The 16897-nt window shown below is 61.0% G+C and carries 15 protein-coding genes and 1 pseudogene; 7 read left to right on the top strand and 9 right to left on the bottom strand.

Going from position 1 to position 16897, the window contains the following annotated elements; all coding sequences use genetic code 11:
• Positions 1–90: 90 nt before the first annotated feature.
• Positions 91–1332 carry a TIGR03862 family flavoprotein gene (locus KGB24_RS00075; protein ID WP_223414447.1) on the bottom strand — a complete coding sequence of 414 codons (1242 nt, stop codon included), beginning with the start codon at positions 1330–1332 and terminating at the stop codon, positions 91–93.
• 281 nt (positions 1333–1613) lie between these two features.
• A complete protein-coding gene (locus tag KGB24_RS00070) occupies positions 1614–2534 on the bottom strand; it encodes a histone deacetylase (RefSeq protein ID WP_223414445.1) in 921 nt (306 codons plus the stop codon).
• 87 nt (positions 2535–2621) lie between these two features.
• Between KGB24_RS00070 and KGB24_RS00065 the strand changes: the two genes are divergently transcribed.
• From KGB24_RS00065 to KGB24_RS00055, 3 genes are all read left to right on the top strand, one after another.
• Positions 2622–3191 carry a GNAT family N-acetyltransferase gene (locus tag KGB24_RS00065; RefSeq protein ID WP_008031732.1) on the top strand — a complete coding sequence of 190 codons (570 nt, stop codon included), beginning with the start codon at positions 2622–2624 and terminating at the stop codon, positions 3189–3191.
• Between the two features lie 106 nt (positions 3192–3297).
• Complete coding sequence (gene tesB / locus KGB24_RS00060; RefSeq protein ID WP_008031730.1) at positions 3298–4167, top strand: acyl-CoA thioesterase II; 870 nt, start codon at positions 3298–3300, stop codon at positions 4165–4167.
• Positions 4164–4757, top strand: a complete 594-nt coding sequence (locus KGB24_RS00055; protein ID WP_008041913.1) for an HAD family hydrolase — start codon at positions 4164–4166, stop codon at positions 4755–4757. Before tesB ends, KGB24_RS00055 begins: the two co-directional genes overlap by 4 nt.
• Before the next feature lie 80 nt (positions 4758–4837).
• Here KGB24_RS00055 and KGB24_RS00050 read toward each other — a convergent pair whose 3' ends face one another.
• From KGB24_RS00050 to KGB24_RS00035, 4 genes are all read right to left on the bottom strand, one after another.
• Positions 4838–5797, bottom strand: coding sequence for an alpha/beta hydrolase (locus KGB24_RS00050; RefSeq protein ID WP_223414444.1), 960 nt, complete (start codon positions 5795–5797; stop codon positions 4838–4840).
• The gene (locus tag KGB24_RS00045; protein WP_223414443.1) at positions 5798–6694 is read right to left on the bottom strand and encodes a neutral zinc metallopeptidase; all 897 of its coding nucleotides are present in this window, start codon (positions 6692–6694) and stop codon (positions 5798–5800) included.
• A gap of 260 nt (positions 6695–6954) precedes the next feature.
• The gene (locus KGB24_RS00040) at positions 6955–7788 is read right to left on the bottom strand and encodes an aldo/keto reductase (protein ID WP_223414442.1); all 834 of its coding nucleotides are present in this window, start codon (positions 7786–7788) and stop codon (positions 6955–6957) included.
• A complete protein-coding gene (locus tag KGB24_RS00035; RefSeq protein ID WP_223414441.1) occupies positions 7772–9520 on the bottom strand; it encodes an FAD-dependent oxidoreductase in 1749 nt (582 codons plus the stop codon). Before KGB24_RS00035 ends, KGB24_RS00040 begins: the two co-directional genes overlap by 17 nt.
• Positions 9521–9693: 173 nt before the next feature.
• Here KGB24_RS00035 and KGB24_RS00030 point away from each other — a divergent pair, with 173 nt between their 5' ends.
• From KGB24_RS00030 to KGB24_RS00015, 4 genes are all read left to right on the top strand, one after another.
• Positions 9694–10470 (top strand): IclR family transcriptional regulator, encoded by a 777-nt coding sequence (locus KGB24_RS00030; protein WP_008028937.1) that lies wholly within the window; start codon positions 9694–9696, stop codon positions 10468–10470.
• A 237-nt stretch (positions 10471–10707) separates the two neighbouring features.
• Positions 10708–11763 carry a Gfo/Idh/MocA family protein gene (locus KGB24_RS00025; protein ID WP_223414440.1) on the top strand — a complete coding sequence of 352 codons (1056 nt, stop codon included), beginning with the start codon at positions 10708–10710 and terminating at the stop codon, positions 11761–11763.
• A gap of 2 nt (positions 11764–11765) precedes the next feature.
• Positions 11766–12581: a sugar phosphate isomerase/epimerase family protein gene (locus KGB24_RS00020; protein WP_223414439.1), complete on the top strand. Its 816-nt coding sequence runs from the start codon at positions 11766–11768 to the stop codon at positions 12579–12581.
• Positions 12582–12697: 116 nt separating this feature from the next.
• Complete coding sequence (locus KGB24_RS00015) at positions 12698–13576, top strand: DMT family transporter (RefSeq protein ID WP_008028930.1); 879 nt, start codon at positions 12698–12700, stop codon at positions 13574–13576.
• Between the two features lie 6 nt (positions 13577–13582).
• Here KGB24_RS00015 and KGB24_RS29315 read toward each other — a convergent pair whose 3' ends face one another.
• The 3 genes and pseudogenes from KGB24_RS29315 to KGB24_RS00005 form a co-directional block, all read right to left on the bottom strand.
• On the bottom strand, positions 13583–14371 hold the full coding sequence (locus KGB24_RS29315) for a methyl-accepting chemotaxis protein (protein ID WP_411740729.1): 789 nt from the start codon (positions 14369–14371) through the stop codon (positions 13583–13585).
• A 66-nt stretch (positions 14372–14437) separates the two neighbouring features.
• Positions 14438–15205: pseudogene (locus KGB24_RS29310) on the bottom strand (MCP four helix bundle domain-containing protein); the annotation flags it as partial.
• Positions 15206–15300: 95 nt separating this feature from the next.
• Complete coding sequence (locus KGB24_RS00005; protein WP_223414472.1) at positions 15301–16557, bottom strand: MFS transporter; 1257 nt, start codon at positions 16555–16557, stop codon at positions 15301–15303.
• Between the last annotated feature and the right edge of the window lie 340 nt (positions 16558–16897).

The raw sequence follows: 16897 nt of genomic DNA, 5'->3' as shown, positions 1-16897 counted from the left end.
TAGGCCGCCTTCGCGGGCAAGCCTCGCTCCTACAGGATTTACGTCGAACCTGTAGGAGCGAGGCTTGCCCGCGAAGGGCGCAACTCGGTCTCAAGACGTGCGCTTGAGCCACTCCACCATCCCCAACCCCGCCGCTCGCCCACTGGCGAAACACGCGGTCAGCAGATAACCGCCGGTCGGCGCTTCCCAATCCAGCATTTCCCCCGCGCAGAACACGCCAGGCAACTGCTTGAGCATCAAACGTTCATTCATCGCCTCGAACATCACGCCACCGGCAGTGCTGATGGCCTCGTCCAGTGGACGGGTTTTCACCAATGTCAGCGGCAACGCCTTGATCGCTTTAGCCAGCAACGCCGGATCGGCGAAGCATTCTGCCGGCGTCAATTCGCGCAGCAGCGCCGCTTTCGCGCCATCTATCCCGAGCTGACTGTGCAGATGTTTGGACATTGAACGAGACCCGCGCGGTTTGCTCAGCGCCGCCTGAACTTTATCCACAGGCCGGCCCGGCAACAGGTCGAGGTGAATGGTCGCCGAGCCCTGCTGATTGATCGCTTCGCGGATGGGCGCCGACAGGGCGTAGATCAAACTGCCTTCAATCCCGGTGGCCGTGATCACACATTCGCCGAGCCGAGGGATGTCGTCATTGAGACCGATCGCGATATTTTTCAGCGGTGCGCCGGCGAATTTGCTGACGATCAATTCGCTCCAGGCCTGCACCTCGAAGCCGCAATTACTCGGTTGCAGCGGCGCCAGTCCTACGCCGTGCTGCTCCAGTGGCAGCATCCACGCGCCATCCGAACCCAGGCGCGACCAACTGCCGCCACCGAGGGCGAGCAGCGTTGCTTCGGGCTTCAGGGTTTTTTCACCCTCAGGACTTTCAACACGCAATCCACCGTTGTTATCCCAGCCGAGCCAACGATGGCGGGTGTGGATAACTACGCCGGCCTCTCGCAGGCGTTTGAGCCAGGCGCGCAACAGCGGCGCGGCTTTCATGTCGGTCGGAAACACCCGGCCGGAGCTGCCGACAAAGGTTTCGATGCCCAGGTCATGAATCCACTGGCACAGCGCCTCGGCACCAAAGGCTCGCAGCAGCGGTGCAATCTGCGGTGCGCGCTCGGCGTAGCGCGAGAGGAATGCCGGGTAGGCTTCGGAATGGGTGATGTTCATGCCGCCCACGCCAGCGAGGAGAAATTTCCTGCCTACCGAAGGCATGCCGTCGTACAGATCGACCTTGATTCCGGCCTGGCTCAACACTTCGGCCGCCATCAGGCCGGCGGGGCCGCCGCCGATGATGGCGACTTTAGGGGGGAGGGCGGCGGAAGATTGGGTCATGGTGTGCGCTGCGGTTCGGCGGAATAAGCCGGGCATTCTACCAGCCCAGATCCCTGTGGGAGCGGGCTTGCTCGCGAAAGCGATTTAACATTCAACACAAATATCGACTGATCCACCGCTTTCGCGAGCAAGCCCGCTCCCACAGGGGATTTATGTCGGGTTGAAGAGTTGGTTAAAAAACAACCACCCCTTTGCAGGCTATATGCAGCATGGCCTGTAGGCCCTTTCACTCAGGTTATCCACAGGCAGTTCCACAGGCATTGTGGGTAAAGGCGCACACCTCAATGACAACCTGATGACGCCCACACCCGCTGCGCGCTGTGATGCAGGATGCCGTGACGCCGCGCCAGCGCCTTGCGGTCCTTGCTGTAGCCGCCGCCAATAACCCCGACCACCGGAATATCCCGCCCGAGGCAATGGCGCATCACGCTTTCATCCCGCGCGGCCACGCCTTCGTCTGTCAGCTTCAGGTAACCGAGCGCGTCGTCCTTATGCACATCGACACCGGCGTCGTACAGCACCAGGTCCGGCTGGTAGAGCGGCAGCAAATAATTCAGCGCGTCGTCGACGACCTTCAGGTATTCGACATCGCCCATGCCCTTGGGCAGCGGGATGTCCCAGTCACTTTCGGCCTTGCGTGCAGGAAAGTTCTTCTCGCAGTGCAGGGAAACGGTCACCGCGTCCGGGGTGTTGTGCAGAATCCGTGCAGTCCCGTCGCCCTGATGCACGTCGCAATCGAAGATCAGCACCCGATTCACACGACCGCTTTCCAGCAGGTAATGGCTGATCACCGCCAGGTCGTTAAAGATGCAGAACCCTGCCGGGTAGTCGTAATGCGCGTGATGCGTGCCGCCGGCCAAGTGACAGGCCAATCCATGCTCCAGCGCCTGTTCTGCCGCCAGTAGCGAACCGCCGACCGCCCGCACCGTGCGCCGGGCCAGGGCTTCGTTCCACGGCAGGCCAAGACGCCGCTGGTCTTCGCGGGACAACTCGCCGCTCATGTAGCGCTCGATATAGGCAGCGTCATGTGCGAGGGCGAGAATTTCCGGCGGGCAGAGTTCCGGGCGCAGCAGGTCGGCGTCCCGGGTCAGCCCGCTGTCCACCAGGTGATCGCGCAGCAGGCGAAACTTGTCCATGGGGAAGCGGTGGTCCGCCGGGAACTCGGGGCTGTAGTCTTCGTGGTAAATCAATGGCAGCGGCATGACGGGCTTTTATGAGTACGGCGTGTAGGAATGAGTGAACGATCCTACCAGCGATGTAGACTTGCGGCATGGAAACGGAGGGGCACGATGGAGCCGATACTGGAACTCGAGAGCGCGCGACTGCTGTTGCGGCAGTGGCGTGACGAGGATTTGCCGGCGTTTGCGGCGATGTGCGCCGATCCACAGGTGATGCGTTATTTCCCGGCGCCCTTGAGTCGGCTGGAAAGTGCTTCGCTGATCGGGCGGATTCGTGGGCATTTCGCCGAGCATGGTTTCGGCCTCTGGGCGCTGGAGCGCAAGGACACCGGTGCATTCATCGGTTTTACCGGGCTCGGCGTGGTCGGTTTCGACGCGCCTTTCACGCCGGCCATCGAGATCGGCTGGCGCCTGGCCCGTGAACACTGGGGCTTGGGTTACGCCAGTGAGGCGGCGTGGACCGCTCTGCGCTGCGGGTTTGACCGGTTGGCGCTGCAAGAGGTCGTGTCCTTCACCACGGAAACCAACACGCCATCGCAGAAAGTCATGCAGGCCATCGGTATGCACCATGATTCAGCCGGTGACTTCGACCACCCGAAACTCGCGGTCGATCATCCTCTGCGTCACCATGTGCTGTACCGCATCACCCGTGAACAATGGCTGCAAACCTTGCATGGATAAGACGGCCCGGACGTTTACAATGGCGCCAATGATGGCCCTGGCCGGAAACTGAATCGACCGCCGCAGCCAAGACTGCGCGGCATTGCGATGTGTGAGGAGAGTCTGAATGAGCCAAGTGTTGGATGATCTGGTCGATTTGCTGACCCTGGAACCGATCGAAGAAAACCTGTTCCGTGGCCGCAGCCAGGACCTGGGCTTTCGTCAGTTGTTCGGCGGCCAGGTGATCGGTCAGTCCCTGTCGGCGGCCAGCCAGACTGTCGAAGTCGCGCGTCATGTGCATTCGATGCACGGTTATTTCCTGCGTCCGGGCGATTCCACGTTGCCCGTGGTGTATCAGGTTGATCGGGTTCGCGACGGCGGCAGTTTCAGCACGCGTCGGGTCACGGCGATCCAGAAGGGCAACCCGATCTTCACGTGCAGCGCATCGTTCCAATATGACGAAAAAGGCTTCGAGCATCAGGGCCAGATGCCGACGGTGGTCGGGCCGGAAAACCTGCCCTCGGAACTGGAGCTGACCCATCAGCGCGCGCACCTGATCCCCGAGCACATGCGTGAAAAACTGCTGTGCCCGAAGCCGATCGAATTCCGCCCGGTCACCGAGAAAGATCCCTACAACCCGCAGCCATCCGATCCGGTCAAGTACGTCTGGTTTCGCGCCGACGGCGCGCTGGCCGACTCCCCGGCGCTGCACAAATACCTGCTGGCCTACGCGTCGGACTTCAATCTGCTGACCACCTCGATGTTGCCCCATGGCAAGTCGGTCTGGCAGAAAGACATGCAGGTCGCCAGCCTCGATCACGCGCTGTGGTTCCATGCGGATCTGCGTGCCGATGACTGGTTGCTGTACGCGATGGACAGCCCGTGGGCCGGCAATTCCCGTGGGTTCAGCCGTGGCAGCGTGTTCAATCGCGCCGGGCAACTGGTGGCGTCGGTCACTCAGGAAGGCCTGATCCGTCACCGCAAGGATTGGGCATGAGCCTGGCCGAGGTGCGGCACTGGGTGTTCGACATGGACGGCACCCTGACGGTGGCCGTGCATGACTTCGCGGCGATTCGCGTGGCGCTGGCGATCCCGGCCGAAGACGACATCCTGACCCACCTCGCCGCGCTGCCGGCCGCTGAAGCCGCGGCCAAACATGCATGGTTGCTGGAGCATGAACGGGATCTGGCGCTGGGTTCGAAACCGGCGCCGGGTGCTGTGGAACTGGTGCGCGAGTTGGCGGGGCGCGGTTATCGCCTGGGCATTCTTACGCGCAATGCTCGGGAGTTGGCGCATGTGACGCTGGAAGCCATTGGCCTGGCGGACTGCTTCGCGGTGGAGGATGTGCTGGGGCGTGATGAAGCGCCGCCCAAGCCGCACCCCGGTGGTTTGTTGAAATTGGCCGAGGCCTGGAACGTGCCGGCGAGCGAGATGGTGATGGTCGGTGATTACCGGTTTGATCTGGATTGCGGAAGAGCGGCGGGGGCGCGGACGGTGTTGGTGAACTTGCCGGATAACCCGTGGCCGGAGCTGACCGATTGGCATGCGGCGGATTGCGTGGCGTTGCGGGAAATGTTGTTGGCTTGAGGGACCCTTCGCGGGCAAGCCTCGCTCCTACAGGCGCATGCAAAACCTCGTAGGAGCGAGGCTTGCCCGCGAAGGCGTCATCACTGCCCGAACAACACTTTCTGCCCCTCCGGCGACGTAAACATCCCATCCCCGTTATGCCCAACCCCGGGCACTTCGATCAATTGCTGATTGAATCCTTGCGGATGGCTACGCTTCAAAAACTCAAAATAATTGTGCCCGCGAATCAATCGATTAGCGCCCTGGGCTTTCGCCTCACAACTTTTATCCAGCGCCGGATGGTTCGGATCAATGTCCTGCTGCCCCAGTAGATAAACGATGTCACGCTGAACGTAGTTTTCCTCCAGTTGTGCGGGTGTTTGTCCTTCGGCGTAAGCGGGCAAATCTGACAGGCCGTACTTCCAGCGATTGAACGCCGGGCAGCCGGCGTGACTGAACGCCACTGGCCGCCGCTCATCGAAATACGCGTAGGAAGACGGGTTGGCGATGACGTAGCGCACGTGCACGCCAGCCGCCTTGAGCTCCGGTTGATCGTGACTCAACAACGCATAACGCTGAACCACCTGAGCGCCGCCCGAGTGGCCCGCGATGACGACATCCTTCACATCCGGAAACTGTCGACGATCGCCGAGCCGGGCGATGATCTGGTCGAGTGCCGCGTAGGAACTCAGCGCAAACGGAGCGGTGGATAAACCGCCGGCCATCCAGTCATTGCCCTGCCAACGCAACACGGTGTCGGCGACGGGATGGAGTGCCACGTCGGTTTCATTGAGAAATTGCGGAGCGATCACCAACGTATTGGCGCTTTGCCCGGCTTGTTCTGCCGCCCGCTCGGCACTCTGGCGGTAAGTTTCAGCATTGCGCAACCGACCGTGGATGATGATCAGCACGCGCTCGATTTTCGCCGGCGCCGGGCCGATGCCCACCGCCATCTCACCTTCTTTCAACAAGAGTCGGCCGGGGCTGATCTCCTTGACCCCATGCTCGGCAGCCTGGGTACAGGTGCAAGTAAACAACAACATCAACAACCACTTTTTCATTTACAGATTTTTCGCCGCAAAGGTATCGCACTGGCCCACCTGGCCTTGCGCAAATCCGGTTTTGAACCAGCGCACCCTTTGCGCCGACGTGCCATGGGTAAACGAGTCCGGCACCACGCGACCCTGGCCTTGCTGCTGCAAGCGGTCGTCGCCGATGGCGTTGGCGGCATTCAAGGCTTCTTCGATGTCGCCCGGCTCCAGCCAGTTCAGGCGTTGCTGTGCATTGTTGGCCCAGACACCCGCGAGGCAGTCCGCTTGCAGTTCCTGACGCACCAGCAAGCCACCGTCGCCTTCCATTTGCCGGCCTTGCTGACGGGCGGCCTGAATTTTCGCGGAAACGCCGAGCAAGGTCTGAACATGGTGTCCGACTTCGTGAGCGATCACGTAGGCCTGAGCGAAATCACCCGCAGCGGCAAAGCGTTGCGACATTTCCTGGAAGAAACTCATGTCCAGGTAAACCTTCTGGTCTGCTGGGCAGTAGAACGGACCGGTCGCCGAGGTGGCCAGGCCGCACGCCGAGTTCACCCGGTTGCTGAACAGCACCAGCGTAGGATCTTTATACTGTCGGCCGGCCTGCTGGAAAATCTGGCCCCAGGTGTCTTCGGTGTCACCGAGGATCGAACGGACGAATTCCGCCCCTTCATCATTGGCTGGCGGTGCCTTGCGGGTTTGCGTCGGTGCCGGTGCCGATTGCTCGGTCATCTGCCCGGTGAGTTGGCCGAGGATCTGCAACGGGTCCTGGCCGGTGATCCAGCCGATCCCGACAATCAGAATGATCGCGGTCAGGCTCAGGCCCTTGCCGCCACCAAAACGCATCCCGCCGCCGCCACCACCGCCGACATCATCACCACGGGCATCGACCACGTTGTCGCTGCGTCGGCCTTTTTTCCATAGCATGTGGGAATCCTCTGATTATCGTGGGGATGAGTGTTGCTGGTGAGTGGGAGCGGCGCCAGTCCGGTCGTCCGGCTTTTATGCGGGCGGGAACATTACTGAGTGTATTGAACATGGATAGCCCATCGAATTCCGTCAGGTGATGGGTTTTTTATGACGTCAGGGCGAACGCCCGATGACTTGTAGGAGCCAGCTTGCTGGCGATAGCGTCCGTGAGATCGCCATCGCCGGCAAGCCGGCTCCTACGAAAAGCAGTTCTGTGCTTACCGGTCGAACGCATCCCACACTGGCGCAAAGTCAGGGCTGACCAGTCGTTCGCGTTTCGACAACCCGGCAATCAACGCCCGGTCTTCGTCATTGAGCTGGACGTCCAGCGAGGCCAGGTTGGCCAGTTGATTAGCCTCGCTGCTGGCCTTGGGAATCGCCGCAACGTTCGGTTGATCAAGCAGCCATTTGAGTGCCACTTGTGTTGGCAGAACCCCGTGTCTGGCGGCGATCTGCTGGATTTGCGGGATGTCCGAGACCTTGTTGCGGGCCAGCGGCGAGTAGGCCGTCAGTGCCAGGTCATGTTGACGGGCGTAGTCCAGCAGCGCGTTTTGTCCGAGCAACACGTGGTATTCAACCTGAATGGCTGACAGCGGCGCGCCCAGTTCTTCGACGACTTTACGCAGCAGCGGCAGCGGAAAATTCGCCACGCCGATGTTGCGCGCCAAGCCTTGCTCCTTGAATGACACCAGGGTTTCGATCGTGCGTGGCAGGTCCCAATCGGTGGTCGGCCAGTGGATCATGAACAGGTCAACGTAATCGCTGCGCAAGGCCTTGAGGCTGCGGTCCATGGAATGGCGCATGGCATCGGGTTGCAGTTGATCCCACCAGACTTTGGTGGTGACGTGGATCTGCTCGCGAGGCGTAGGACTGTTCGCCAGCGCCTGACCGACGGCCTCTTCGTTGTTGTAGGCGGCAGCGGTGTCGATGTGCCGATAACCCAACTTCAACGCCTGTTCAACGGCTTGTGTGCATTCTTCGCCGAGCATCGGCCAGGTGCCGAGGCCGAGTTTGGGCATGTTCAAACCCTGTGCATTAACGATGCGCTGCATGGTCGATCTCCTGTTCGTAAGCAGTGATGCCGGCGATATGTCGCGCGGCGATGTAGCCGAACGTCAGCGCCGGGCCGAGATTAATGCCGCCGGCGGGGTAATGCCCGCCCATGATGCTGGCCATGTCGCCGCCCGCGGCGTACAGCCCGGTGATGGCTTGGCCGGATTCGCCGAGGACCTGGGCGTGTTGATTGACCTTGAGCCCGGCGAAGGTGCCGAAGCAGCCGGGCTGGACCTTCACCGCGTAAAACGGCCCTTGCTCGATGGGGGCGACGCACGGGTTGGGTTGCTGCAAGGCGTCACCTTGTTTGCGGTTGTAAGGCGTCGAACCGCGGCCAAACAAGGGGTCTTCACTGTTGCGCGCATGCTGGTTGTAGTCCGCCACAGTGCTGCGCAAGCCGTTTGGGTCGATGCCGCAGGCGTGGGCCAATTCCTCGATCGTGTTGCCGGTTTTCAGATAGCCGCTGCGGATAAAGGATGACAACGGAACCGGAAACGGCCGAGAGATGCCCAGCCCATATCGGCGTTGAAAACCATGGGTGCAAATCAGCCAGGAGGCAACCTCTTCGCCGGCAGGCGCAGCGGCAACCATGGCCGTTACATAGTCGTAGTAGCCGTTCGCTTCATTGACGAAGCGCTGGCCGTTGCTCAGTACGCCGATGATCCCCGGTTTGCCCCGTTCGATGATGTGCGGGAAGTGACCGATGCTGCCATCCCTGTGTGGCACTTGCGAAACCGGCGCCCACGCTACGGGAGAGGCCATGTCGGTTTTGACCCGGGCCCCGGCGCTTTCGCCCAGGCGCAAACCGTCACCGGCCACGCCGAGGGGGGGCAGCGCCCAGTGTTCGTTGCCGGTCGGTGTGCGCGGGAACAGTGCCTTGCGCCGCTCGATGTCATTGGCAAACCCACCGGCCGCGAGCACCACAGCCTTACGCGCATGGATGCGGACCTTGCCCTTGGCGGTGCTCACCAGCGCGCCCCGGACCTGATCGCCTTCGCGAAGCAACTCACTGACAGGCGCTGATTCCCAGAGCAGTACGCCAAGGTCTTCGGCAGATTTTGCCAGGCGTGCGACCAGCGCCACGCCGTTGACCAGTTGCATCGCCCGGCCATGCACAATGAGGTCGAGCAGGTGCCGGGTGAAGCGCCGGGTGACGTGCCACGCGGCGGGCACCGAACGGGTCAGGTTGAGAAACGCGGCCAGGTCCGCCCCCGCCATGATTGGCATGCCCATGAACGAAGTTTCCCGCATGGTTTTGCGAAGACGCCTCAGCAGCGTGCCGACTTTTCGCCCGTCATAGGGCGCAGCAATCACCGAACGTCCGCCCGTTCCGGCACCGGGCGTATCGCCATGTATGTCGGCGATGGCATTGCCATCGGCGAATTGCAGCGAGGTGTGCTGTTCGAAAAAGGCGACCATCCGTGGGCCCGCCTCAAGGAATGCATCGATCATTGCCTGTTCGTAGCGTTCACCGAGTTCATGCTTGAGATAGGTGCGCGGCAACTCGACGTCTTCGACGATGCCGGCGCGGCGGGCCAGAGGATTGCACGGCACCCAAGCCCAGCCGCCGGACCACGCCGTGGCTCCGCCGAATACCGGGTCTTTCTCCACCACGATGACTTTCAATCCGTGCCATGCAGCAGTAACCGCTGCCGATAACCCGGCTGCACCGGAGCCGACGACCAAAACATCGCAGTCGATGTCTGGAGAGCTGTGGGATTCGGCAGGCATTGTTTAAAACTCCAGTGCATATTTTTAGAATTTGATTCCAGAAAATATAGCGACGTGAATCCGCTCGGCAACCACTCAGCCGATAAAACGGGCGGTTACCGAACAAGCAGTTCCAGATTTCGCATTAGGCGGTTTGTCTTCTAGAATCGGGCAAATTTCAGGCGGAACCTTCCATGGCCGGCAGTCAGATCGAACGTGTTTTCAGCGTGCTGGAAAGCCTCACCAGTGACCCTCGCGGCCTGCCGATGCAGACGCTGGCAGAGCAATTGGACATCCCTAAAAGCGCGACTCATCGCTTGCTCGCCGAGCTGATTCGGCTGGGTTACGTGCGGCAGAATCCGGATAACCTGCGCTATCACCTGTCGACAAAACTGGTGGCCATGGGGTTCCGTTATCTGTCGGGAAGCGGCGCCGATATCGTGCAGCCAGTGCTTGATCGCCTGGCCCAGGAAACCGGCGAACTGGTGCGCCTCGGGGTCATCGAGGGCGAGCGTCAAACCTGGATCGCCAAGTCCCAGGGCGCCCGCTCCGGTCTGCGTTACGACCCGGACATGGGCCGTGATGCGCCGCTGTTTTACACGGCGTCGGGCCATGCGTGGCTGGCGTGCATGAGCGATGCCGAAGCATTGTCGCTGGTGGAACGCCAGGGCGGCGAGCGGCCAAAAGACCTCGGGCCGAACGCGCCGCGCTCCAACATTGAATTGCTCGAGCGCCTGCGTCTGGCTCGGGAGCAGGGCTACGCCTGGGTTGAAGAGAGCTCGGCCGTGGGCACTTCGGCGATTGCGGCGGTGGTGCGTCACCCGAGCGATGGGCGAGTGATTGGTGTGCTGAGTATTGCCGGGCCGAGCGCGCGGATGCCGGGTGCGCGGCTGCATGAGTTGGCGCCGCTGTTGTTGAGATTTGCCGAAGAGTTGTCGGCGGCGAGTCTGGCGTCAGAATTCTTCAGTTAACCACCGCCGCACAGGTAACCCTGTGGGAGCGGGCTTGCTCGCGAATGCGGTCTATCAGCGCATAAATGCTGCGACTGACACACCGCATTCGCGAGCAAGCCCGCTCCCACATGGATCTTTGTTCGCCGGAAAGTTGTGCGTTGTTCGCACGCTTTCGTGAATCGCTTGTGTAAGAATCTGGAACCAGGTTCTAAATTGTTGAGGGTCAATCAACAATAATCACAAGAGGACCGCACCATGACTTCGCCCGTTCGCATCGCCCTGATCGGTGCCGGCAACATGGGCCAGCAGCATTACCGGCATCTGCACACCCTGAAGGACGCGACTCTGTGCGCGGTAGCCGATCCTGGCCCGCAAGCGGCAGGCCTCGCCGCCGAATGGGGCGTGGGGTATTTCTCCGATCACCGTCAGATGCTGGAGCAGGTGAAGCCGGACGCGGTCATCGTGGCCAACCCGAACACGCTGCACGTCAGCACCGCACTCGATTGCCTGGCTGCCGGCGTGCCGGTCCTGCTGGAAAAACCGGTCGGCGTGCACCTGGATGAGGCGCGCGAGTTGGTGGCTGCCTCGAAAGCCACCGGCGTCCCGGTGCTGGTCGGCCATCATCGTCGGCACAATCCACTGATCGTCCGCGCCCGCGAACTGGTGCAAAGCGGTGCTTTGGGACGGCTGACGACGGTGACCGCGCTCTGGCAATTGCGCAAACCCGACAGTTATTTCGAAACGCCGTGGCGCCGCGAACCAGGCGCGGGAATGTTGCTGACCAACCTGATCCATGACCTCGATCTGCTGCGTCATCTGTGCGGCGAAGTGCGGCAGGTTCAAGCGATCACCAGCAATGCCGTGCGCGGGTTTGCCAACGAGGATTGTGCGGCGGTGTTGCTGCAATTCGACAACGGCGCATTGGGCAGCCTGACCGGTTCCGACGCGGTGGCGGCGCCCTGGAGTTGGGAGCTGGATTCCGGGGAGAACCCGGTGTATCCGCGTCAGGCGGATCAGCCGTGTTACTTGTTGGCCGGTACCGGCGGCGCGTTGAGCATTCCGCAACTCAAGCGCTGGCATTACGCCGACGCTGATGGGGGATGGCATCAACCCTTGTTGCCGATGCAGGAAAGCGTCAGCTCCGATGAAGCCCTGGGTTTGCAGTTGCAGCATTTCGTGCGCGTGGTGCGTCGGGAAGTCGAACCGTTGGTCAGCGCTGCCGATGCGGCACGCACACTGGCGTTGATCGAAGCCATCCGCGAAGCCGCCGAAACCGGTCGCGCCTGCACCCCGGTGGTGATCGAGGAATGAACATGAGTGAACGGATCTTTTCCCTGGCCAGTCTGACGGTACTGGAATTGTCACCGCCGCAGATGGTGGACGTCGCGGCACGTGCCGGGTACAGCCACGTGGGACTGCGCCTTGAGCCGGCGACACCCGAAGAACATCACTTTGCGCTGGTAGCCGATGTCGGTTTGCGGCGTGAGACGCTGACGCGGCTGCGCGATACCGGTATTCGTGTGCTGGATGTTGAAATCCTGCGTCTTAAACCGGACACCGTCGTCGCCGACTTCGAGAAAATTCTGGCAGTCGGTGCGGAGTTTGGTGCCAGTGAATTGCTGGTGGCGGGTAATGATTCTGACGAGCAACGGCTGACGGAAAACTTCGCCCGGCTTTGTGATCTGGCGGCGCCTTACGGACTGCACCCGCACCTGGAGTTCATGCCCTGGACTGATGCGCGCAATCTTGAACAAGCGGTGCGCATTGTCGAAAACGCTGATCGTGAAAACGGCGCGGTATTGGTTGATGCTTTCCATTTCGACCGTTCGGGTTCGCGGCTGGAAGATCTGGCCAAAGTCGCCCCGTCACGGTTACGGTATACGCAGTTGTGCGATGTGGCGGGGCCGCGACCGACAGACATGGCGGAGATTTTGCGTCAGGCCCGCAACGAGCGACGTTTTCCAGGTGATGGCGATTGTGATCTGGCGGGGTTGTTGCAGTGTTTGCCGGCCGATATTCCGCTAAGCCTGGAGATTCCAACGGTGAAGTTGTTGGAGCAGGGCGTGAGCGGGTTGCAGCGGGCGCAGATGGCGCTGGATAAGGCCCGGGAATTGTTGGCGCGGCTTTAAGCGGTGCTACGCACCTATCGCGGGCAAGCCACGCTCCTACAAGGAAAATGGATAACCCTGTAGGAGCGAGGCTCGCCCGCGAAGCTTTTGACTTTCGATGTAAAAAAGGATCCCCAATGACCGTCAGCACCCCGCTCTCCGGCGTAAACCAACCCTTCAAAGGGATTTTGCTGATCGTCTTCGCCACTTTTCTCTTCTCCAGCCATGACGCCTTGTCGAAATACCTTTCGGGGTTCTACCCGATCGTCATGGTGGTGTGGGCCCGGTATGTGGTTCACACCTTGTTGATGGCAGGGATTTTTCTGCCGCAATCCGGGCTGCGAGTCCTACGCACCAAACGGCCGTTGCTGCAGCTGCTGAGGGCGTTGTGCCTGTTGGGCACCAGTCTGTTTTTCACCACCGGCTTGCAGTACATCCCGTTGGCCGAAGCCACCGCGGTCAACTTTCTTGCACCGGTCCTGGTGACTGCGTTGTCGGTGCCACTGCTGCGTGAGCGCGTCACCCGTGGCCAATGGATCGCGGTGATTTGCGGATTTATCGGCGTATTGATCATCGTCCACCCCGGCGGTGATCTGTTCACGCCAGCGGTGCTGCTGCCGCTCTGCTCGGCGCTGTTTTTCTGCTTCTATCAATTGCTCACCCGCAAGCTCAGCAGCGTCGACAGCCCGACCACCAGCAACTTTTTCGCCGGGTTGTGCAACACCCTGGTGATGAGCGCGCTGGTGCCGTTCTTCTGGCAAGTGCCGAGCCTTGGGCATGGATTGATGATGGTGGCGCTGGGTGCGTGCGGGATGACGGCGCACTTGTTTCTGACTCAGGCATTCCGCTACGCCGCCCCTGCGCTGTTGGCGCCGTTCGGCTATTGCCAGATTGTCTTCGCCGGTTTGCTCGGCTGGTTGCTGTTTTCCCACACGCCGACCCTGACCACGGTGGTCGGGATCGCGGTGATTTGCTGCAGTGGTTTGGCGGCGGCCTGGCAGCAAAGCCGTCGCTGAACAGGGTCAGAATCTGAAGCGCACCACCAGGTTTTGCAGGCCGGTCGCCAGTTGCGACAATTCCTGGCTGGTGGCGCTGGTCCGGGTCGAGGCGTCGGCACTTTCCAGCGACAGGTCGCGGATATTCAGCAAATTGCGATCCACCTCGCGGGCCACTTGCGCCTGTTCCTCTGACGCGCTGGCGATCACCAGATTACGTTCATGGATCTGCTCCATGGCCCGGGTGATTTCTGCCAGTGCCAGACCCGCCTGTTCGGCAATCGTCAAGGTATCGGCGACGCGCTGACTGTTGTCGTGCATCGACAGCACCACGCTGTCTGTATCGCCCCGCACCCGGCCAATCATCTGTTCGATTTCGCGGGTCGATTGCTGAGTGCGATGAGCCAGCGCCCGTACTTCATCGGCCACCACTGCAAACCCACGCCCGGCTTCCCCGGCGCGGGCGGCCTCGATGGCTGCATTGAGCGCGAGCAGGTTGGTCTGTTCGGCGATGGCGCGGATCACGTCCAGCACCTTGCCGATTTCCCGGGATTGCTCGGCCAGCGTTTGCACCTGCTGCAGAGCGATGCCGGCATTGCTGCTCATCGCCTGAATCGAATCCAGTGTCTCAATGACCCGCGTCTGGCCCTGGTTGGCTTGCTGCGTGGACAGGCGAGTGCTGTCGGAAGTCGACACCGCGTTACGTGCGACTTCTTCCACCGCGACCGTCATCTCGTTGACGGCCGTGGCGGCTTGCTCGATTTCATTGTGTTGCTGTTGCAGCCGGGCGGAATCCTGCCGAGTGTTCTGATTCATCTGCTGCGCAGCCGCCGCCAATTGCGTCGAGGTGCCGCTGATCAGTTGCAGGGTTTCGCGCAGGCTGGTTTGCATGGCCGACAAGGCCTTGAGCAAACGTGCGGTTTCATCGCTGCCGTGGCTGTGGATCGGTTTGCTCAAGTCCCCGGCGGCGACTTGCTCGGCCACGGCGACGGCCTGACGGATCGGAACGACGATGCTGCGAATCAGCAGCCAGGCCAGGCATAAGGTCAGGAGCGCAACGGCGATCAGCGCACCGATCACGGTGAACTTCACTTGGTTGTAAAGCGTATCGGCCTGGTTGGCCGACAGGCTGACTTCATTGGCGGCAAGGGCCATCAATTCGGCGAACTGGTCACCGGTCTGGGTCGAGTACTCCTGGATTTTGCCGTTGAGCAGCGCGGTCATGTCTTCGCTGCGGTTCTCCCGCGACAGCGCTTCGTATTGCGCCAACGCCTGACGGTAACGGGTGACGGTGGCAACGAACTTTTCGTACGGCTCCCGGTTGTAATCACCGACCAGCGGGGTGAATTTTTCCAGCGTCTCGCCCAGCCAGCCTTGTACTTGATGCAGGCGTGTGACGGTAGCATCGAGCACTTTCGGGTCGCGGTTGAGTGCCATGCGCAGGCTGAGTACGCGAATGCTCAGGACGTAGTCGCGGATTTCACCCAGGTAGCGAACGCTCGGCAGGGAGATGTTTTCCGTGTGCTGGCCGGTGGCGCGGACCTGCGCAACCTGTTTGAGGGCGAACAATCCCTGCAACAGAACCAGCAGGGCGATAACGCCGAAGCTGATCACGGCGCGTTTGGCAATGCTCAAGTGACCTGGCGACATGGTGGGTCTCTGTGGTGTTGAGAAAAAAGGGGGCATTCATAAATCCTGCGCATAAAAAAACGCAGGCCCGGGATCAGGCCTGCGTTTGGGGTGTATCAGTTTTCGACTGTAGGAATCTTGCGCGGCGCCATGAAGTACATCCAGGTCAGCGCGATGAAGTACATCGCCGGAATTATGGTGAACAGCACGGTGTAGTTGTTGTTGGTGATGGTCAGGATGTGGCCGACCAACTGGGTCATGAACATCCCGCCAATCGCCGCACACATGCCGCCGAAGCCGAACACCGTACTCATCATGTGTTTAGGCGTGTAGTCCATCACCAGGCTCCAGATGTTCGCGGTCCAGGCCTGGTGTGCACCGATGGCCAGGGATATCGCAAACACCGCCACCCACAGGCTGCTCGAACCGGCGGCCATGACCACGCCGATGATGCAGCAGGCGAACAGGAACATCGACATCAGGCGCGCCTTGATCGGGTTGATCCCGCGACCGATCAGGAACGAGGACAGGATGCCGCCGCCAACGCTGCCGAAGTCGGCGGTGAGGTAGATGATGATCAGCGGGATACCCATCTGGGTCACGTTGATCCCTAGGTTGTATTGCTGATTGAGGAACGGCGGCAGCCAGTACAGGTAGAACCAGAACACCGGCGCGGTGATCGAGTAGGCGAGGGCGAAGGCCCAGGTGCCACGCATGCGCAGGATTTTGGAGAACGGTACGCGGGATTGTTCCGGTTCGACTTCCTTCTGGATGTAGTCCAGTTCCGATTGTTTAACGCTTGGGTGATCTTCCGGGTTGAAGTACTTCAGGCCCCAGAACAGCAGCCAGATACCGCCCAGCGACGCCATGCACAGGAACGCGGCCTGCCAGCCCCACACATGCAGGATCAGCGGCAGCAGCATCGGGGTGAACATCGCACCGACGTTGGTGCCGGCGTTGAAGATGCCGGTGGCCACGGCACGCTCGCCGGCCGGGAACCACAACCGCGTGGTTTTCACGCAAGCCGGGTAGTTGGCGGCTTCGGTCAGTCCGAGGATAAAGCGGCAAACCATGAAGCCGACCGCTGACGTGGCCAGGCCGTGGGCGCCGGTCGCCAGGCTCCAGAGCAGCACCGCGCAGAAGAACACGCGCTTCACGCCGACCCGGTCGATCAGCCGGCCTTGCAGCACGAAACCGATGGCGTAGCCGACCTGGAACCAGAAGTTGATGTTGGCGTAATCCATCGCCGTCCAGCTCATTTCCTTGGCCAGGATCGGCTGCATCACGCCCAGTGCGGCACGGTCGATGTAGTTCAGGGTGGTGGCGAAAAACACCAGCGCCAGCATGCCCCAACGGGTCTTGCCGACGGCCATGGCGCCGCGGATCTTGTCGCCGATGCCACCGACGGCAGGAGTCGTGGAGGAACGCTCCACGGGAGAGCTTTGAGAAGGAGTCATGTAGGCCACCGATTATTTTTATGTGGTGTTCTGAGTCTTGGGTCACCGAGACCGATGGTTGTGACCGGACTCAATGTGTAGTGGATGGTGGGCAGTGGACGAAAAATCGTCAATTCGCCAAAGGCCATTGTGTTCGATAATCGCACGGAAAACTAACCGGATAGTACACTTTGAATTGCTGTGCTCGATACTACGGCCAATAATTTACTCCATGAAAAACGCGGTCCCTGTAGGAGCCGGCTTGCCGGCGATGGCG

It is taken from the genome of Pseudomonas sp. BF-RE-25 (assembly GCF_019956105.1).
Classification (GTDB): domain Bacteria; phylum Pseudomonadota; class Gammaproteobacteria; order Pseudomonadales; family Pseudomonadaceae; genus Aquipseudomonas; species Aquipseudomonas migulae.
This window is presented reverse-complemented; position numbering and strand designations above follow the sequence as displayed.